General features: G+C 62.0%; 15 protein-coding genes. 5 read left to right on the top strand and 10 right to left on the bottom strand.

Annotated features, from left to right (window positions below):
* The first annotated feature begins 23 nt into the window (after nucleotides 1–23).
* From ybaL to secD, 3 genes are all read left to right on the top strand, one after another.
* Nucleotides 24–1,877 carry a cation:proton antiporter domain-containing protein gene (ybaL, locus tag HB780_RS28750; protein WP_183691299.1) on the top strand — a complete coding sequence of 618 codons (1,854 nt, stop codon included), beginning with the start codon at nucleotides 24–26 and terminating at the stop codon, nucleotides 1,875–1,877.
* A 15-nt stretch (nucleotides 1,878–1,892) separates the two neighbouring features.
* Nucleotides 1,893–2,312 (top strand): hypothetical protein, encoded by a 420-nt coding sequence (locus tag HB780_RS28745; protein WP_183691297.1) that lies wholly within the window; start codon nucleotides 1,893–1,895, stop codon nucleotides 2,310–2,312.
* A 96-nt stretch (nucleotides 2,313–2,408) separates the two neighbouring features.
* On the top strand, nucleotides 2,409–4,967 hold the full coding sequence (gene secD / locus HB780_RS28740) for a protein translocase subunit SecD (protein WP_183691295.1): 2,559 nt from the start codon (nucleotides 2,409–2,411) through the stop codon (nucleotides 4,965–4,967).
* Between the two features lie 106 nt (nucleotides 4,968–5,073).
* Here the strand turns inward: secD and HB780_RS28735 are convergent, their stop codons facing one another.
* Nucleotides 5,074–5,946 (bottom strand): SMP-30/gluconolactonase/LRE family protein, encoded by an 873-nt coding sequence (locus HB780_RS28735; protein WP_183691293.1) that lies wholly within the window; start codon nucleotides 5,944–5,946, stop codon nucleotides 5,074–5,076.
* Between the two features lie 270 nt (nucleotides 5,947–6,216).
* Here HB780_RS28735 and HB780_RS28730 point away from each other — a divergent pair, with 270 nt between their 5' ends.
* Nucleotides 6,217–8,286 (top strand): ATP-dependent helicase, encoded by a 2,070-nt coding sequence (locus HB780_RS28730; protein ID WP_183691291.1) that lies wholly within the window; start codon nucleotides 6,217–6,219, stop codon nucleotides 8,284–8,286.
* 60 nt (nucleotides 8,287–8,346) lie between these two features.
* Here the strand turns inward: HB780_RS28730 and mmsB are convergent, their stop codons facing one another.
* Genes mmsB through HB780_RS28690 form a run of 8 tightly spaced genes read right to left on the bottom strand, consistent with a single transcriptional unit; the run spans nucleotide 8,347 to nucleotide 16,548 of the window.
* Nucleotides 8,347–9,228 (bottom strand): 3-hydroxyisobutyrate dehydrogenase, encoded by an 882-nt coding sequence (gene mmsB / locus HB780_RS28725; protein ID WP_183691289.1) that lies wholly within the window; start codon nucleotides 9,226–9,228, stop codon nucleotides 8,347–8,349.
* Between the two features lie 22 nt (nucleotides 9,229–9,250).
* Nucleotides 9,251–10,309: an enoyl-CoA hydratase/isomerase family protein gene (locus HB780_RS28720; RefSeq protein ID WP_183691287.1), complete on the bottom strand. Its 1,059-nt coding sequence runs from the start codon at nucleotides 10,307–10,309 to the stop codon at nucleotides 9,251–9,253.
* 40 nt (nucleotides 10,310–10,349) lie between these two features.
* Nucleotides 10,350–11,945, bottom strand: a complete 1,596-nt coding sequence (locus HB780_RS28715) for a GMC family oxidoreductase (protein ID WP_183691285.1) — start codon at nucleotides 11,943–11,945, stop codon at nucleotides 10,350–10,352.
* A gap of 11 nt (nucleotides 11,946–11,956) precedes the next feature.
* Complete coding sequence (locus HB780_RS28710; RefSeq protein WP_183691283.1) at nucleotides 11,957–12,943, bottom strand: branched-chain amino acid ABC transporter permease; 987 nt, start codon at nucleotides 12,941–12,943, stop codon at nucleotides 11,957–11,959.
* Between the two features lies 1 nt (nucleotide 12,944).
* Nucleotides 12,945–13,832 carry a branched-chain amino acid ABC transporter permease gene (locus tag HB780_RS28705; protein ID WP_183691282.1) on the bottom strand — a complete coding sequence of 296 codons (888 nt, stop codon included), beginning with the start codon at nucleotides 13,830–13,832 and terminating at the stop codon, nucleotides 12,945–12,947.
* Between the two features lie 4 nt (nucleotides 13,833–13,836).
* A complete protein-coding gene (locus HB780_RS28700) occupies nucleotides 13,837–14,538 on the bottom strand; it encodes an ABC transporter ATP-binding protein (protein WP_183691280.1) in 702 nt (233 codons plus the stop codon).
* Nucleotides 14,539–14,540: 2 nt separating this feature from the next.
* Entirely contained in the window at nucleotides 14,541–15,323 is a 783-nt protein-coding gene (locus tag HB780_RS28695; protein WP_183691278.1) for an ABC transporter ATP-binding protein, read from the bottom strand.
* A 16-nt stretch (nucleotides 15,324–15,339) separates the two neighbouring features.
* A complete protein-coding gene (locus HB780_RS28690; protein WP_183691276.1) occupies nucleotides 15,340–16,548 on the bottom strand; it encodes an ABC transporter substrate-binding protein in 1,209 nt (402 codons plus the stop codon).
* Nucleotides 16,549–16,719: 171 nt separating this feature from the next.
* On the opposite strand from HB780_RS28690, the gene HB780_RS28685 reads away from it, so the two are divergent.
* Nucleotides 16,720–17,637 carry a LysR family transcriptional regulator gene (locus tag HB780_RS28685; protein ID WP_183691274.1) on the top strand — a complete coding sequence of 306 codons (918 nt, stop codon included), beginning with the start codon at nucleotides 16,720–16,722 and terminating at the stop codon, nucleotides 17,635–17,637.
* 10 nt (nucleotides 17,638–17,647) lie between these two features.
* On the opposite strand, the gene galE is transcribed toward HB780_RS28685, so the two are convergent.
* Nucleotides 17,648–18,682 (bottom strand): UDP-glucose 4-epimerase GalE, encoded by a 1,035-nt coding sequence (galE, locus tag HB780_RS28680; RefSeq protein WP_183691272.1) that lies wholly within the window; start codon nucleotides 18,680–18,682, stop codon nucleotides 17,648–17,650.
* Between the last annotated feature and the right edge of the window lie 167 nt (nucleotides 18,683–18,849).

Below are 18,849 nucleotides of genomic sequence, written 5' to 3'. Positions count from 1 at the left end.
TTCCAGTATCGAGGAGATGGCTCATGCCACACGACACGCCTTTGATTTCGACCATCGTCATGGGCCTTGTGCTGGCATTCATTTTTGGCGCCATCGCCAATCGCTTTAAACTGCCGCCGCTTGTCGGTTATCTCATCGCCGGCGTGCTTGCAGGCCCGCATACGCCGGGCTTCGTCGCTGACCAGAGCCTTGCGCCGGAGCTGGCCGAGATCGGCGTCATTCTCCTGATGTTCGGCGTCGGCCTGCATTTCTCGCTGAAGGACCTGCTATCGGTGCGCGGCATCGCCGTTCCCGGCGCGATCGTCCAGATCGGCTTTGCCACCCTGCTCGGCTGGGGGCTCGGCGCGCTGATGGGCTGGCCGCTCGGCGGCAGCCTGGTCTTCGGCCTCGCGCTCTCCGTCGCTTCAACAGTCGTTCTCCTAAAAGCCCTGCAGGAACGGCGCCTGATCGAGACCGAGCGCGGCAAGATCGCTGTTGGATGGCTGATCGTCGAGGATCTGGCCATGGTGCTGGCCCTCGTCCTCATTCCCGCCGCCGCCAGCATTTCCGGCGACGGCCATGGCGCGGTCGAGCCGCTATCAGCCGGCATCAACCGGTTGTTCGGCCTCGATATGGGCCTCACCGGCATCATCGCCATGACGCTCTTCAAGGTCGCCGCCTTCGTCGGACTGATGCTGGTCGTCGGCCGGCGGGTCATTCCCTGGATCCTGCATCGCATCGCCCATACAGGTTCGCGCGAGCTCTTCCGTCTCGGCGTCCTTGCCATCGCACTTGGCGTTGCCTTCGGGGCTGCGAAACTCTTCGGCGTGTCGCTGGCGCTCGGCGCCTTCTTCGCCGGCATGATCCTGGCGGAAAGCGAGCTCAGCCACCGGGCGGCACAGGAGAGCCTACCGCTGCGCGATGCTTTCGCCGTGCTGTTCTTTGTCTCGGTTGGCATGCTGTTCGATCCCAACATCCTGATCGAAAACCCGCTGCCGCTGCTGGCGACCGTTTTCATCATCGTCATCGGCAAATCGGCCGCCGCCTTCTTCATAGTTCTGGCCTTCCGCAAGCCGATGAGTACGGCATTAATCATCTCGGCCAGTCTGGCGCAGATCGGCGAATTCTCCTTCATCCTCGCGGCCCTCGGCGTCGAGCTCGGCCTATTGCCGAGTGAAGGCCGTGACCTTATTCTCGGTGGCGCGATCATCTCGATCATTCTCAATCCGCTTGTCTTTTTCGGTTGCGACTGGCTGCGAAAGAGACTGGACGGCAAGCGCCCGAGCGAGGTGCCGGAGACCATCGAGTCCACCGCACAGGTCGATCAACCCACGACGGGCGAGACCCAGCCTGCTGCCGCCGAACAGCCGGCCCCCGTCATCGTCGACGAGGAGGAACGCACGGTTACGCTCACCGGCCATGCCATCCTGATCGGTTACGGCCGCGTCGGCAGCATCGTCGGGGAAAACCTGAAATCGTCCGGCACGCCCTTCGTGGTCATCGAGGATGCGGAGAAGCGCATCGCCGAACTCAAGCAGGCGGGGATCGAGACGATCTACGGCAATGCAGCCTCCGCGAAGACCCTCGGATATGCAAACATCGCCGAGGCCCGCAGCCTGGTCATCGCCATTCCGAACACCTTCGAAGCCTGCAGCGCGGCGGAACAGGCGCGCGCCATCAACCCGTCGATCCTGATCGTCGCCCGCGCCCATTCCGACGCCGAAATCGACGTGCTGAAGCAATATGGCGCCGATACCGTCATCATGGGAGAGCGGGAAATTGCACTGGGCATGGTTGACCGGCTGGCTCAAGTGCATCATGACAGGCCGCACTATGAAGACGCGGAGCGTCCTGATATCATGACCGAGCCGTCGGAATCTGCTCCGGCGAAGGAATGAAGGCCTTTATAACCGTTGAACCCGTTCGAATTCGGCGCCGCCGACAACGAAGAGAACGATGAGAGGAAACACCACGCCGGAACGCGCGTGATTGCCTCGCTGTTCGTCGCTTTCTTCGCCTATCTCGGACTGGCGCTTGGCGGTGGCATCAATCTCGCCGCGCGGGCGGATGCGGAAGCCTTTTCCTCCGGCAGGGACAGCCAGCCGCTTTATATCGCCCAGCGCGATCCGTTGCGCGGCATTGTGGTCTCCGACCGCACGGCCCTGCCGAAAGCCACCTGGCATGATATCGGGCCGGTAACGCTCGCGGCCATCCCATCTTTCGGACTTCTCGTCAGCACTTGGCAGCCGCGCGATCGCGGCGACGTCACGCGGCCGGAAATCTTTACATTTCGCGCCTATCTCGCCCGCGCGCCGCCGGCCAGCTTCGTCTGACCGGTTAACGCGCCCGTCGGCGCATCCCCGACATGACCTACGTCCTCCAGCGGCCCGGCCGCTGGCATCAGCGTATTTCCAAGGATTATAATACCCATGCGCACTTCACGATGGCTGGTGGCACTCTACTCGGTGATCATCGTGCTTGGCTTTCTCGTTGCCTTGCCGAACGTACTTCCGCAGTCGACCCTCAGCAAAATCCCAAACTGGCTGCCGCATAGCCAGGTACCGCTCGGCCTCGACCTTCGCGGCGGCTCCTATCTCGTCCTCGAAGTCGATGAGAAGGATCTGACCAATGGCCGGCTGCAATCCTTGCAGCAGGATTCGCGCCGCGTCCTGCGCGACAAGAACATCCTGACCCGCTCGATCGTCCGCAACGGCGACCAGATCGTGGTAACGCTCACCGATCCCACGCAGAGCGGCGATGCGGTGACCCAGTTGCAGACGCTTGCCAACACGATCACATCCGGTCTTTCGGCCGGTCAGTCCGACCTGACGATCGCTCCCAATGGCGGCGCGATCACCATGTCCTTCTCGAGGGCCGGCATCGCCGGCAACGTCGATTCCGCCGTCCAGCAGAGCCTGGAAGTCATCCGCAAGCGCGTCGACCAGGTGGGCGTCGCTGAACCGACCATCCAGCGTGTCGGCCCCAACCGCGTTCTCGTGCAGCTTCCGGGCGCGCAGGACCCGTCGCGCCTGCGCCAGCTTCTCGGCTCGACCGCGAAGATGTCCTTCCATCTGCTCGCCGACAATGTCGATCCGAACAATCCCGGCCCCGGCGTGACCATCCTCAAGGACGAACAGGGCCAGAGCTATCCAGTGCTCGATCGCATCGAGCTATCCGGCGACCGTCTGACCGACGCCCGCGTCAGCTTCGACCCAAATACGCATGAGCCGCTCGTCACCTTCCGCTTCGACAGCGCCGGCGCCAATCGTTTTGCGGAAATCACCCGCGAAAATGTCGGCAAGCCTTTCGCCATCGTGCTCGACAACAAGGTGCTGAGCGCGCCGAATATCCGTGAGCCGATCACCGGCGGTTCGGGCCAGATCTCCGGCAACTTCACCGCCGATAGCGCGACCACGCTCGCAGCCCTGCTGCGCGCCGGCGCGCTCCCTGCCAAGCTGACGGTCATCGAAGAACGCACCGTCGGCGCCGACCTCGGCGCCGATGCGATCCAGAAGGGCATCTACAGCGGCCTGGTGGGCTTCGTCCTGGTTGCCGCCTTCATCTTCGTGCTCTACGGCACCTGGGGGGTCCTCGCCAATGTTGCACTGCTCATCCACACGATCCTGACCTTCTCGGCCCTGACGCTGGTCGGCGCCACGCTGACGCTGCCCGGCATCGCCGGCATCGTCCTCGGTATCGGCCTTGCGGTTGATGCCAACGTTCTCATCAACGAGCGTATCCGCGAAGAAACCCGCAAGGGCCGCACCGCCTTCGCCGCCATCGATAATGGCTTCAGGAAGGCTTATTCGACGATTATCGACGGCAACATGACGGCCCTGATCGCGGCCGCCATCCTATTCTACTTTGGCTCCGGCCCGGTTCGCGGCTTTGCCGTCACCATGGGTCTCGGCCTCATTATCTCGATGTTCACCTCCGTCGCCTTCGTGCGCGTCGTGATGATCGCCATCACCCGTCGCCGCAAGCTGAAGGTGCTCAACATCAGGCCGCTGATCCCCTTCAGCCCCTATGACAAGCACATTCACTTCATGAAGGCCCGCTTCTTTGGCGTCACCGTCTCGGCGATCCTGTCGATCGCCTCGGTGGTACTGTTCATCCATCCGGGCCTCAACTACGGCGTCGATTTCCGCGGCGGCATCCAGATGTCGGTCAAGACCAAGGACGCGGCCGACTTGTCGACGTTCCGCGAGGGCCTGAACACGCTCGGCCTCGGCGAAATCGCACTGCAGTCCTTCGGCGACAACAACAGCATCCTTGTCCGCGCCCAGCGTCAGGACGGCGGCGAAGAGGCGCAGACAGCCGCGGTGACCAAGCTCAAGGCAGAAATCACCAAGATCGACCCGGCCGCGACCATTGAAGGCACCGATGTCATCGGTCCGAAGGTCTCGGGCGAGCTTGCCTGGGCGGGTATCCTGTCGGTCGTGATCGCCAGCCTGGCGATGCTCGCCTACATCTGGGTGCGGTTCGAATGGCCGTTCGCGGTCGGCGCCATCGTCACGCTGGTACTCGACGTCACCAAGGCGATCGGCTTCTTCGCGATCACCGGCCTCGATTTCAACCTGACGGCCATCGCCGCGATTCTGACGCTTGTGGGATATTCAGTGAACGACAAGGTCGTGGTCTATGACCGCATGCGTGAAAACATGCGGCTCTATAAATCCATGCCGCTGCGCGACATCATCGACAAGTCGATCAACGAGACCCTGGCGCGAAGCCTCTATACCAACGCCACCGCCTTCCTGGCGCTGGTGCCGATGGCGATCTGGGGCGGCAGCGCCGTCTCCAGCTTCGCGATCCCGATGGTGTTCGGCATACTTGTCGCCGGCGCCTCTTCGATCTTCATCGCAGCGCCGATCCTGCTGTTCCTCGGCGACTGGCGCCGTCGCCATGCCAAGCCCGCCGCTAACGACGCGGCACCGGCAGACGCCAAGGCCGGCAAGGACAACAAGCAGATCCCGGCCGCCAAATAAGCAGCGGAATCAATGAGGACATGCCCGGTTTCCGGGCATGTCCAATCAGCCTTGAGGCTGGAACGGCCCAAGATTTAGGTTCTCGGCAATTCTGGACGGAAAACCGCTAGATAGACGGCATATGCAACGGCAGCCCGGGACGCGGCGCCGTTATTTTCTCCAAAGCACCATTTTCATGCTCGCTAACGAGCATATATTTGCCGTCCGGGGTAAACGCGATTTTGCTCGGCCGCGTGCCGTCGGTGCGGATATGGCCGGCGACCTTGCCCGCGGGATCGACCATGCAAATCTCGCCATGCCCGTAGATTGCGCAATAGAGCACGCCGCTGCGGTCGAAGGCCATGCCGGCCGGCCCACGGAAGGCATCGACGGCGGGCACCGGCATCACCTGCGCGAATAATTCCGGTCGTCCTCCGACGATTTGCCGATGGATTTTTCCGGTCAATGTCTCGCTGTAATAGAGCAATCCATCCGGACCGAACGCTACGCCGTTGGCATAGAGCAAGCCGGCCGCAAGCACCCGCAAGACCCGACCGTCCGCCGGATCGATCTGGTAGACGCGACCATTATACGCAGCCCGGAAGAAATCGGAATGGACCTGGCCCCCTTCGAGCAGTTCGGTGATACGGATGCCGGAATCGATCATGTAGAGCAGACCGTCGGGACCGAAAGCAAGATCGTTTGGATGAAGAAACGGACCGTCAGCGCCGCCTTCGATAACCTGTAGCGTGCGGCCTTGGAAAGAGAGCCGGACAAGGGAGTTTTCCGGGCCGCCAGCCACCCAGAAACAGTCATCGCCATCGATCGCCAGCCCGGTCGGTCGGCCACCGAGCCGGTAGATCTCGCGACGCGCGACGCCTGCCTCGATCACCGTCAGGCTGCGGCGGCTATCGTCCATCTCCACAAGTGCGACACGCCCGTCGGGCAGGGCCACCGGCCCTTCAGGCAGACGCAGTCCAGTGGCGAACGTTTCGTTCATGCTCGGGAGCCCTCATTCAGCGCATTCCAAAACCCCAAAATCTTGCGTCATATTAGTAGGTAAGTACTCCAAAAGCCGTTTTCGAGGCGGAGTTCATTAAATCTACGCGGGATTCACACAGGCAAGATCACATCCCTGTGCAGATTCGGCCGATCTTGACAGTCTTCATCAATTTGGAACATTCGTCGAACATTCGGATATTATTGCGACCATGATTCGCTACCGATTCCGCATTCGTACGCCTGCCGTGCGAAGCCTTCAGGAGAGCCCATGAGCGCCGCATATCTGGAAAAGCTGAACCCGGAGCAACGGCTTGCAGTGGAGCACGGCACGACCGTCGAAGGCAGCCATATTGCCGGGCCGCTGCTGGTGATTGCCGGCGCCGGCTCCGGCAAGACCAATACGCTCGCCCACCGCGTCGCGCACCTGATCGTCAAGGGTGCCGATCCCCGCCGCATCCTGCTGATGACCTTTTCCCGCCGGGCTGCTGCCGAGATGGGCCGCCGCGTCGAGCGCATCTGCCGCGAGGTGCTGGGCGCCAATGCCGGCGTCATGGCTGACGCGCTCGCCTGGACCGGCACCTTCCACGGCATCGGCGCGCGGCTTCTCAGGGACTACGCAGAGCAGATCGGCCTCGACCCGGCCTTCACGATCCACGATCGCGAGGACAGCGCCGACCTGATGAACCTCATTCGGCACGATCTCGGCTTCTCCAAGCTGGAAAGCCGCTTCCCGACCAAGGGAACCTGCCTTGCCATCTATTCCCGCGCCGTCAATTCGGAAGCGCCGCTGGAAGAGATGCTGCGCGATTTCTTCCCCTGGTGCGCCAGCTGGGACAAGCAGCTGCGCGATCTCTTCGCCGCCTATGTCGAGGCCAAGCAGGTGCAGAACGTTCTCGATTACGACGACCTGCTGCTCTACTGGGCGCATATGCTGCACGAACCGTTGATCGCGGAGGATATCGGTGGCCGCTTCGACCATGTTCTGGTCGATGAATATCAGGATACCAACCGGCTGCAATCGTCGATCCTCCTGGCGCTGAAGCCCGATGGCCAGGGGCTGACGGTGGTCGGCGACGATGCGCAGTCGATCTATTCCTTCCGCGCCGCGACGGTGCGCAACATTCTCGACTTCCCCACTGCCTTCACGCCCGCCGCCAATATCGTCACGCTCGACCGCAATTACCGCTCGACGCAGCCGATCCTTGCCGCCGCCAATGCGGTGATCGACCTTGCCTCAGAGCGTTTCACCAAGAACCTGCGCACGGAGCGGCAGAGCGCCGAGCGCCCACGGCTGGTGACGGTGCGCGACGAGGCCGATCAGGCGCGTTTTGTCGCCGACCAGGTGCTGGAAAACCGCGAGAGCGGCGCGAAGCTAAAACAACAAGCCGTGCTGTTCCGCACCTCAAGTCATAGCGGACCTCTGGAAATCGAGCTGACCCGCCGCAACATCCCCTTCGTCAAATTCGGCGGGCTGAAGTTTCTCGACAGCGCCCATGTCAAGGATATGCTGGCCGCCCTTCGTTTTGCCCAGAACCCGCGCGACCGCGTCGCCGGCTTCCGGCTGATGCAGCTCCTTCCCGGTGTCGGCCCCTCGACCGCGCAGCGCGTGCTCGACCATATCGGCGAGGAACCCAGCCCGATCGCCGCCCTTGCCGAGTTTCCGCCACCGCCGCGCTCGGGCGAGGACTGGACGAACTTCGTTGCGACCATGCAGGAGCTGAAGAGTGGCAAGGCCGGATGGCCGGCGGAAATCGGTCTCGTACGCCAATGGTACGAGCCGCATCTGGAGCGGGCGCATGAGGATGCCTCGACGCGGCAGGCCGACCTGATCCAGCTCGAGCAGATCGCCGGCGGCTACGGCTCGCGCGAGCGCTTCCTCACCGAACTGACGCTCGATCCGCCGGATGCCACCAGCGACCAGGCCGGCGTGCCGCTGCTCGACGAAGACTATCTCATCCTCTCGACCATCCATTCCGCCAAGGGCCAGGAATGGACGAAGGTCTTCCTCCTCAATGCCGTAGACGGCTGCATCCCGGCCGACCTCGCTGTGGGATCATCCGCCGAAATCGAGGAAGAGCGGCGGCTGCTTTATGTCGCCATGACCCGCGCCAAGGACGGTCTTGATCTGGTCATCCCGCAACGCTTCTTCACCCACGGCCAGCATGCACAGGGCGACCGGCATGTCTTTGCCTCGCGCACCCGCTTCATTCCGGTGACACTCTTGCAATTCTTCGAGGTCTGCGGGTGGCCGCAGGCACGGTCAGACAGCCCCGCTGCGATCCAGGCGCGGCAGGTGCGCGTCGATGTCGGGGCACGGATGCGCGGCATGTGGCGCTAAAGCAATTGCAGGAAAAGTGTGTAGCGGTTTTCCGTCCGCAATTGCGTCACCGCTCCAAGGTCAGTTTAACTCTCGGAACATCTCGATGATCGCCGAGAAGTCACGGCCACCATTGCCCTGTTTTTCGAACAGCGCGAAGAGTTGCGCCGCCTCGGCTCCGAGCGGTGTCGATGCGCCGCTCGACAGGGCCGCTTCCTGCGCCAGCCGCAAATCCTTCAGCATCAGCGCTGCCGCAAAGCCCGGCTTGTAGTCGTTGTTGGCGGGCGACGTCGGCACCGGACCCGGCACCGGGCAATAGGTGTTGATCGACCAGCATTGGCCGGAAGATGTCGAGGCCACATCGAACAGCGCCTGATGCGAAAGCCCGAGCTTTTCGCCGAGCACAAAGGCCTCGCAGACGCCGATCATCGAGATGCCGAGGATCATGTTGTTACAGATCTTCGCCGCCTGCCCGGCCCCCGCCTCGCCGCAATGGACGATTTTCTTTCCCATGACCTCCAGAAGCGGCTTGGCAACCGCAAAGCTCTCCGACGAACCACCAGCCATGAAGGTCAGCGTCCCCGCAGCAGCCCCGCCCGTACCGCCCGAGACCGGCGCGTCAAGCGACAGGCAACCGACCTGGCCTGCCATGACGTGAGCCGTCCGGGCGCTATCGACATCGATGGTGGAACTGTCGATCAGCAGCGTCCCTTTCGGCACGGAGCGCAGGATATCGGTCCAGACGGTGAGGACATGCTGGCCCTTCGGCAACATGGTCACGACCACTTCGGCTTCCGCCAAGGCTTCCGTCAGCACATTTGCCGCCTTGACGCCCGTCGCCTCCGCCGCCTTCAACATGTCATGCGAGAGGTCGAAGCCGATGACGGTGTGGCCGGCCTTGACCAGATTGGCGGCCATGGGGCCACCCATATTGCCGAGGCCGATGAATGCGATCCGTGTCATGATGCTCTCCTCCCATTCTCTCTTACGTCGCGAAAAGCGGCGGTTGCGCCGGCACGAAGAAGCGTTCAATAGCGGTGTCTTCGACATCGGCAAGGCTAGCCGGCGACCATTTCGGATTGCGGTCCTTGTCGATGACGGCGGCGCGCACGCCTTCGTAGAAATCCGGATTATGCAATATGCCGAGGCAGGCGCCGAGTTCGCGGTTGAGGCATTCGGCAAGGCTTGCGCTCGTCTGCCCGGCGCGCAGCAATCGCAGGGTCAGTTTCAGACTGGTCGGCGAGCGGGTGGCGATCACCTCAGCGGTCTCAGCGGCGAAATCGCCGGGCTCTTGCGCTAGCGCCCGCAGAATGTCCTCGACGGTGTCATGGGCGAAGGCCCGGTCGATTGCATCACGGTTGGCGGCAAGGCGGCTTTCGCCAGCATCGATCGCCAGGCCCGCAATTGCCCTGTGCACATCGGTCGGCAATGCGGCGGAAGGCAGCGCAGCGATCGTCTCGATGAGGACGGATAAGTCCGAAGAGGCAATGGAATGATCGGCCAACTCCGCATGGATGGCGTCGGCGGCGTTGAAGACGAGACCGGTCAGGCCCATCCAGGTGCCGGTTTCGCCGGGCATGTGCGACAGTAGCCATGTGGCGCCGACGTCGGGGAAATAGCCGATACCGGTTTCCGGCATGGCGAGCCGGGTGCGCTCGGTGACGACACGGTGGCTACCATGTGCCGAGAGACCGACGCCGCCGCCCATGGTGATGCCATCCATCAGCGCCACATAGGGCTTGGGATAATGAGCAATGGCATGGTTGAGATGGAACTCCTCGCGCCAGAATGTCTCCGCACCATCCGATTTTTCCTTGCCGCTCTGGTGCAACAGGCGAATATCGCCGCCCGCGCAGAAAGCCCGCTCGCCCTCCCCCTTGATGATGACGCTGGCGACGGAAGGGTCGGTTGCGAAATCATCCAGCGCCGACGCGATTGCCCGGATCATCGGCAATGTCAGGCTGTTCAGCGCCTGCGGCCGGTTGAGGCGGATGAGACCGGCCGATCCCCGACGTTCGATGATGACTTCGTCTATGCTGCTCATTCGAAAACTCCATATCCTTGCCTATACAATCAATAGGCGCTCAACGGTTGTCGGCAAGGATCATCTCGGCGGCTTTCTCTGCAATCATGATGGTCGGCGAGTTGGTATTGCCCGAGGTGATCGATGGCATCACCGAGGCGTCGGCGATCCTGAGCCTTGCCAACGCCCGGAACCGCAAGCGCGGATCGACCACGCTTTGCGGATCGCTGCCCATGCGGCAGGTACCGACCGGATGAAAGATCGTCGTGCCGATATCGCCAGCGGCGCGATCGAGATCGGCATCGGTCTGGTAGGAAGGGCCGGGCTTGAACTCTTCCGGTCGGAACCTGGCGAAAGACGGCTGCGCCACGATCCGCCGCGTCAGGCGGATGGAGCGGACGGCGATTTCACGGTCGCGCGATGCCGAGAGATAATTCGGGCTGATCGCCGGCTGCATGGCGAAATCCGGGCTCCGGATGTGCACCGAGCCACGGCTCTCCGGCCTGAGATTGCAAACGCTGGCGGTGATCGCCGGAAAGGGGTGGACGGGATCGCCGAACTTGTCGAGCGAGACCGGCTGCACATGATATTGGAGGTCCGGCGTTTCCTTGTCGGGACCGGAGCGGGTGAAGATGCCGAGCTGGCTCGGCGCCATCGCCATCGGCCCGGAGCGACGAACGAGATATTCGAGGCCGATCGCCGCCTTGCCGAACATCGACGTCGCCTTCTCGTTCAAGGTCGGTACGCCCGTTACCTTGTAGGCCATGCGCAGTTGCAGGTGATCCTGCAGGTTTTCGCCGACTGCCTTGACCTCGCGCACCACCTCGATACCCGCCTCGCTCAATACCTCGCCACGGCCGATGCCGGAGAGCTCGAGGATCTGCGGCGAGCCGATGGAGCCGGCCGACAAGACCGTCTCCTTGGTCGCATAGGCGCGCTTCGCCACCCCGTCATGCTGGAATTCGACGCCGGTGACGGCGTCGCCTTCGATCAGCAGGCGGCGAACCTGCGCCTTGGTGAGGACGGTGAGATTGTCCTGTTTCAGCACCGGGCGCAGAAAGGCCTTGGCCGTGTTCCAGCGGATACCGGAACGCTGGTTGACGTCGAAATAGCCGGAGCCTTCATTATCGCCGCGATTGAAATCCGCCGTCTCGGGAATGCCGGCCTCCCGCGCGGCAGCCTTGAAGGCGTCGAGCACGGCCCAGCGCACGCGAGCCTTCTCGACCCGCCATTCGCCGCCGGCGCCATGCATCTCGTCTTTGCCCCTGTAGTGATCCTCGGACTTCACGAAATAGGGCAGTACCTCGTCCCAGCCCCAGCCGGCGCAACCGAGCTGCCGCCAGAGATCGTAGTCGCGTGCCTGGCCGCGCGTGTAGATCATGCCGTTGATCGAGGAACAGCCGCCGAGCACCTTGCCGCGCGGATAGTTCAGCGCACGCCCGTTCAACCCCGCTTCCGGCGTGGTGGTAAAACACCAGTCGGTGCGGGGATTGTTGATGCAATAGAGATAGCCGACCGGGATATGGATCCAGTGGTAATTGTCACTACCCCCCGCCTCCAGCAGCAGCACCCTGTTGTTGCGGTCCGCCGATAGCCGGTTGGCAAGCACGCAGCCGGCACTGCCGGCGCCGATAATGATGTAGTCGAAGCGATCCATGTCCTGCCAGCTTAACGTCGATATTCAAATCCAAGCTTCCGCCCCAGCCGCGATGCATAGAACTCGCCGATGACGCCACGGCGGAAGAGCAGGACGCAGACCATGAAGACGATGCCGGTGATGATCGTTACAGGGAATTCCGAGGTGGCGAGATAGTTTTCCAGCGTCGCCACCAGCCCGGCGCCGAACAGCGGGCCGATCAAGGTGCCGATGCCGCCAAGCAGGGTCATGAGGATCACCTCGCCGGACATCTGCCAGGCGACATCGGTGAGCGTCGCGAACTGGAAGACCAACGCCTTGACCGCGCCGGCAAGCCCAGCGAGCGCGGCTGACATGACAAAGGCACCGAGCTTATAGCGCGCCACGGAATAGCCGAGCGAAATCGCCCTTTGCTCATTTTCCCGGATCGATTTGAGGATCATGCCGAAGGGCGAATTGATGAAGCGCCAGATGATCACCACGCCGATGACGAACACGGCCAGCACGAAATAATACATGTTGAACGCGTTATTCAGATCGAGAAAGCCGAAGAGATAGCCGCGCGGCACCGACTGAATGCCATCCTCGCCCTGGGTGAACTCGGCCTGAAGACAGAAGAAATAGAACATGTAGGAGAGCGCCAGAGTGATCATGGCGAAATAGATGCCCTGACGTCGGATGGCAACGACACCCATCACCAGGCCGAGAAAGGCGGCACCGACGACGCCGATCAGAATGCCGACTTCCGGCGGCAGACCCCATTCCTTCACCGCATAGGCAGTGAAATAGGCTGCTCCACCGAAGAAGGTGGCATGGCCGAAGGACAGAAGACCAGCATAGCCGAGCAGCAGATTGAAGGCGCAGGCAAACAGCGCGAAGCAGAGCACCTTCATGACAAAGATGGGATAGATGAAGAATGGTGCCCAGATCAGCAGAATGAAGCCAGCAGCCAGCAGCGCCTTCTGCATCGACAGGGAGGGGCGGCTTCTGGATTTGAGCATATTGGTCACATCCGCCATATCATGCATCCCGTCCAAAGAGGCCCGCGGGCCTGAGAAGCAGCACGATCGCCATGATCACGAAGATGACGATGTTGGAGGCTTCCGGATAGAAGACCTTGGTCAGGCCCTCGGCAACACCGAGCATATAGCCGGTGACGATGGCGCCCATGATCGAGCCCATGCCGCCGACGACCACGACGGCAAAGACAATGATGATCATGTTCGATCCCATCAGTGGCGAGACCTGATAGATGGGCGCCGCCAGCACGCCGGCAAAAGCCGCGAGCGCAACGCCAAAACCATAGGTCAGCGTCAATAGCACCGGCACGTTGACGCCAAAGACCTGCACGAGCACGGAATTTTCCGTCGCGGCGCGCAGATAGGCACCGAGCTTGGTCTTCTCGATCAGCAGCCATGTGCCGATGCAGACTACAAGTGACGCGATGACCACCCAGCCGCGATAGATCGGCAGGAACATGAAACCGAGATTGACGCCGCCCGCCAGCGCCGCCGGCACAGCATAGGGCTGGCCCGACGAGCCATAGAGATAGCGGAACGTGCCTTCAATGGTCAGCGCCATGCCGAAGGTGAAGAGCAGGCCATAGAGCGGATCGATACCGTAGAGCCGACGCAGGCACAGCCGTTCGACCACGGCGCCCAAGAGGCCGACGATCAACGGCGCCAACAGCAGCGCTGGCCAGTAGCCGATGCCGCCATAGGCGAGCAGCAGATAGGCGGTGAAGGCGCCGAGCATGTAAAGCGCGCCATGGGCAAAATTGATCACCCGGAGCATGCCGAAGATGATTGCGAGCCCGAGGCTCAAAAGCGCGTAGAAGGAACCGTTGATCAGCCCGATCAGCAACTGGCCGAGAAGCGCCTGCAGCGGAATGCCGAATATCATGGTCATGGCGTCAAACCCCCAGAACCTTGTGCAGCATGTCCATCCGCTCCGGCAATTCACCGACCGGAAACTCCGCAACCATCTGGCCATGGTCCATCAGATAGAAGCGATCGGCAATGCGGCTGGCGAAGCGGAAATTCTGCTCGACCAGAAGTATGGTCATGCCGCGCTCCCTCAACGTCTTCAGCACTTCGCCGATGCGCTGGACGATGACCGGGGCCAGCCCCTCCGTCGGTTCATCAAGCAGCAGCATTCGGACGCCGGTGCGCAGGATGCGGGCCATGGCGAGCATCTGCTGCTCGCCGCCGGAAAGCTTGGTGCCGGGGCTGTTGCGGCGCTCGTGCAGATTGGGAAACAGCTCGAAAATCTCGTCGACGGTCATGCCGCCCGCAGCCACCACCGGCGGCAACATCAGGTTTTCATGGACGGTGAGCGTCGAGAAGATGCCGCGCTCCTCCGGCACGAAGCCGATGCCCTTGTGGGCAGTCTTGTGCAGCGGCACCTGCATCATGTCGGCGCCAGCAAAGGCGATCTTGCCTTTTCGCGCCCGGACGATGCCGACGATGGTGCGCAGCGTCGTCGTCTTGCCGACGCCATTGCGGCCGAGAATGGTGATCGTCTCGCCCTCGGCGACCTTCATATCGACGCCGTGCAATATGTGGCTTTCGCCATACCAGGCATTGAGGCCCTGGACTTCGAGCAGCGCCGCCATCGTCAGTCCTCCTCCGTGCCCATATAGGCCTCGCGGACGCGCGGGTCCTGGCTGACCGTGGCGTAATCGCCGGCGGCAAGGATCTCGCCGCGTTGAAGCACCGTGACATGGTGGCAGATGTCGGCGACGACGGAGAGATTGTGCTCGACCATCAGCACCGCGCGGGTGCGCGCCACCTCGCGGATGATGGCCGAGACGGTGTTGACGTCTTCCAACCCCATGCCGGCCATCGGTTCATCAAGCAGCAGCACCTTCGGATCGAGCGCAAGCGTCGTTGCGATCTCCAGCACACGCTTGCGGCCATAGGAGAGATCGGCGGCGATGGCGTCACGCTCCTTCGTCAAGCCGACCGACGCCAGCAGTTGCTCGGCGCGATCATCAAGGCTAGCCAGCGCTGAAACCGGCAGCCAGAATTGATGCGCCAGATTGTTCGGTCGCTGCAGGGCGACACGGACATTGTCGAGTACGGTCAGATGCGGAAAGACGGCAGAGATCTGGAAGGAGCGCACCAGTCCCATGCGCGCCACCTTGTCCGGCTTCGTTCGGCTGATATCGGTGCCGAGCAGGGTGATCGTGCCATGCGTCGGCTGCAGGAATTTGGTGAGCAGATTGAACACCGTCGTCTTGCCCGCGCCGTTCGGACCGATGAGGGCGTGGACGCTGGCGTCATGCACGTCGATATCGACATTCTTGACGGCGGTGAAGCCGCCGAAATCGCGGCGAAGGCCGCGGGCGGACAAGACCACCCGTGGCACTTGCTGTTGCTCTGTCGCAGGCATCGCCATCAGGTTGCCCGCGTGGTCATGGCTTGATCAGATCGCAGCCGCTCTTGGCCGGATCGATATAGGCTTCCTTGCCGGGAATGGTCGCCAGCACGTTGTAATAATCCCACGGCTCCTTGCTCTCCTCGGGCTTTTTGACCTGAAGGAGATACATGTCGTGGATCATGCGGCCGTTCGCGCCCACCGTGCCGCCACGGCCGAAGACATCGTCGACCGGCATTTCGTGCAGTTCCTTGGCGACCGCTTCAGTATCGTCAGTGCCAGCCTTCTGCACGGCCTTCAGATATTGCAACACGGCGGAATAGGTGCCGGCATGAATCATGTTCGGCATCTTGCCGGTGCGGGCGAAGAAGCGCTTGCCGAATTCGCGGCTCTTGTCGTCGAGGTTCCAGTAATAGCCCTCGGTCAGCGTCAGCCCCTGAGCCGCCTGCAATCCGAGACCATGGACTTCGGCGAGCGTGAAGAGCAGCGCCGCCAGATGCTGGCCGCCCTGAGTAATGCCGAATTCCGACGCCTGCTTGATGGCATTCGCTGTGTCGAGGCCGGCATTGGCGAGACCGATGACCTTGGCACCAGACGATTGCGCCTGCAGCAGGAAGGACGAGAAATCGTTGGACGACAGCGGATGACGCACAGAGCCGAGGATCTTGCCGCCACTTGCCTTGACGTAATCGCCCGTCTGCTGCTCCAGAGAATAGCCGAAAGCGTAGTCGGCGGTCAGAAAGAACCAGGTGTCGCCACCCTGCTTGACCAGCGCGCCGCCGGTGCCGACGGCCAGCGCATGCGTGTCATAGGCCCAGTGGAAGCCATAGGGCGAGCATTGCTTGCCGGTGAGATCGGTGGTCGCCGCCCCCGTGACGATGTCGATCTTCTTCTTTTCCTTGGCGACGGCCTGCACGGCCAGCGCCACCGACGAAGTCGTCAGCTCCATGATGGCATCGACCTTATCCTGGTCATACCATTGCCGGGCGATGTTCGAAGCGATATCCGGCTTGTTCTGGTGGTCGGCATTGATGATCTCGATCGGGACGCCCAGCACCTTGCCGCCGAAATCCTCCGCAGCCATCTTGGCTGCCTCCACCGAGGACTTGCCGCCGAAGTCGGCATAGACGCCCGACTGGTCGTTCAGGATACCGATCTTCACCACGCCGTCCGACGCGCCGGCGGCAAATGCCGCGGTGCTGGATGCAAGCAGAAGCGCCAGGGATGCAATGAGACTCTTTCGCATATCCTCTCCTCCCAGAGATTTGGCAAACATCAATCTGTTCAAATTTGGCGAGTCGTTCTCCTCAAAACGACTTTCCTGCCATTCAAGATCACGGAAATCGCGCGTTGACGCAAGCGGAGTTTGGAACTAATTCCAAACAAGGTCTGTTCATTTTTGAACAGAGGTAGAGATATGAAGAGCGCGCCGCATTTCACCTGGGACGACCTGCAGTTCTTCCTGGCCGTGGCGAGGACCGGGCAGCTTTCGACCGCTGCCCGACAATTGCGCAGCAGCCACGCCACCGTCTCGCGCCGCATCGACCGGCTGGAATTCGCCTTGAAGGTCAAGCTCTTCGAGCGCAATCCGCGCGGATACGTGCTGACCGGCATGGGCCAGCGCTTCATCGACACGGCCGAGCGGATGGAGCAGGAAACCGAGCGGCTGCGGGCGGACCTGACTGTCGGTTCGGCTGCGCAGCGCGGCGTCGTGCGTATCAGCGCGCCGGAAGGATTTTCCAACTTCTTCTTCACCACCATGCTGCCGGAGTTCACCGCGCGCTATCCGAACATCTCGCTGGAGCTGGTGACGATCCAGCAGATCATGTCGCTGTCGCGCAAGGAAGCCGATATCGTCGTCGTGCTCGACCCGCCGAAAGCCGGCCCCTACTTCACCGAGAAATTGACCGACTACCATTTGCAGGTCTATGGATCACGGGAATATCTTGCCAGCCACCCGCCAGTCGAGAGCCGCAACGATCTGCCGGACCATGACTTCATCGGCTATATCGAAGACATGATCTTCGCGCCCGGCCTCGATTATCTCGGCGAGATCCATCCCCGTATCAAACCGCAATTCCAGAGCTCCAGCATCTTTGCTCAGCTGACGGCGACGAAGAACGGACTTGGGCTCTGCGTTTTGCCGTTCTTCATTGCCTGCCGGCATCCGGATCTGCAGATGGTGCTGCCTGGGGACGTCGACCTGAAGCGTCACTACTGGATCACCTGTCACCGCGACCTGCGCCAGTCGCCGCGCGTGCGCACCGTCATCGATTTCCTGATGGAGGCGGTGCACCGCAATGCGCCGGCCTTTCTTGGCCACGGGTCGGCTTAAATATCCGGCGTCAGAGGCTCGGAGCCGCGAACACCTTGCGTAAGCCGCTGGCATCGAAGCTGGATCTATCCGCGAGCTGAAGTTCCCATTCCAGCGACGAGCGCACGATCGTCTCCATGCAATTATACCTAGGCGTCCAGCCCAGCTCGCGATGGGCGAGCGTGGCGTCGGCAACGACGCTGGCGGTATCGCCTGGCCGGCGCGGCGCCATGTGGATCCGGAAGGCTCGGCCATGAACACGCATGACCATGTTCAGCACATCCAGCACCGAATAGCCCACGCCATAGCCACAATTGGCAACAAGCGGCCGGCCACCGCTTCGCAGATGCCGCAGCGCCATCAGATGCGCGTCGACGAGATCGGAGACGTGGATATAGTCGCGCACGCCGGTGCCGTCATGCGTCGGATAGTCGGTGCCGTAGATCTCCACCTGGCGGCGGCGGCCGAGTGCGGCCTCGCAGGCAACCTTGACCAGATGCGTGGCGCCATCGGTCGACTGGCCGGCCCTGCCCTGCGGATCGGCGCCGGCGACGTTGAAATAGCGCAGCGCCACATAGCGGAAATCGTAAGCCGCGGCGGCATCGCGCAGCATCAGCTCCGACATTAGTTTGGACTGGCCGTAGGGCGTTTCCGGCAGCAAGGGCGCGCTTTCCTTCACCGGCTCATCGGCGGGTTGCGAGCCATAGACGGCGGCGGTGGACGAAAAGACGAAATGGCGAATGCCGGCCCTGATCGCCGCGCTCATCAGGGTGCGGGTCTTGCCGGTATTGTTCTCATAATAGCCAAGCGGGTCTTCGATCGAGGCTGGCACAATCGAGGATCCGGCAAAGTGAATGATGGCTTCGATATCGTTTTCGGCGAAGATCGTCTGCAATAGGGCTTCATCGGCGGCATCGCCGAGATAGAAGCGCGCGGCCGAAGGAATAGCCCAGCGAAAGCCGGTGGACAGGCGATCGACGACGACCACGTCCTCGCCGGCATCCAGCAATTTCCAGACCATATGGCTGCCGATATAACCGGCTCCGCCCGTCACCAACACCGTCATTCTTCGCGTCCCCGCCAAGTCTTATGCAGGGGATATATGAGGGTTTCATTCGTGCGATTTGATTAAAAACGCGCGCTGCGTGGGCCGCCGGTGAGCGAAGTTTGTTCCTATGGTTAGGAGGGGTTTTCCGGGATTGGTGGGATTTTAGTGATCTGGGCTGTAACGCG

The organism is Rhizobium lusitanum, assembly GCF_014189535.1.
GTDB lineage: Bacteria > Pseudomonadota > Alphaproteobacteria > Rhizobiales > Rhizobiaceae > Rhizobium > Rhizobium lusitanum_C.
This window is presented reverse-complemented; position numbering and strand designations above follow the sequence as displayed.

Coding starts and splice junctions, on each gene's coding strand:
- ybaL (WP_183691299.1), top strand. CDS start 24: ATGCCACACGACACGCCTTTGATTTCGACCATCGTCATGGGCCTTGTG.
- secD (WP_183691295.1), top strand. CDS start 2,409: ATGCGCACTTCACGATGGCTGGTGGCACTCTACTCGGTGATCATCGTG.
- HB780_RS28735 (WP_183691293.1), bottom strand. CDS start 5,946: ATGAACGAAACGTTCGCCACTGGACTGCGTCTGCCTGAAGGGCCGGTG.
- HB780_RS28730 (WP_183691291.1), top strand. CDS start 6,217: ATGAGCGCCGCATATCTGGAAAAGCTGAACCCGGAGCAACGGCTTGCA.
- mmsB (WP_183691289.1), bottom strand. CDS start 9,228: ATGACACGGATCGCATTCATCGGCCTCGGCAATATGGGTGGCCCCATG.
- HB780_RS28720 (WP_183691287.1), bottom strand. CDS start 10,309: ATGAGCAGCATAGACGAAGTCATCATCGAACGTCGGGGATCGGCCGGT.
- HB780_RS28715 (WP_183691285.1), bottom strand. CDS start 11,945: ATGGATCGCTTCGACTACATCATTATCGGCGCCGGCAGTGCCGGCTGC.
- HB780_RS28710 (WP_183691283.1), bottom strand. CDS start 12,943: ATGGCGGATGTGACCAATATGCTCAAATCCAGAAGCCGCCCCTCCCTG.
- HB780_RS28705 (WP_183691282.1), bottom strand. CDS start 13,832: ATGACCATGATATTCGGCATTCCGCTGCAGGCGCTTCTCGGCCAGTTG.
- HB780_RS28700 (WP_183691280.1), bottom strand. CDS start 14,538: ATGGCGGCGCTGCTCGAAGTCCAGGGCCTCAATGCCTGGTATGGCGAA.
- HB780_RS28695 (WP_183691278.1), bottom strand. CDS start 15,323: ATGGCGATGCCTGCGACAGAGCAACAGCAAGTGCCACGGGTGGTCTTG.
- HB780_RS28690 (WP_183691276.1), bottom strand. CDS start 16,548: ATGCGAAAGAGTCTCATTGCATCCCTGGCGCTTCTGCTTGCATCCAGC.
- HB780_RS28685 (WP_183691274.1), top strand. CDS start 16,720: ATGAAGAGCGCGCCGCATTTCACCTGGGACGACCTGCAGTTCTTCCTG.
- galE (WP_183691272.1), bottom strand. CDS start 18,682: ATGACGGTGTTGGTGACGGGCGGAGCCGGTTATATCGGCAGCCATATG.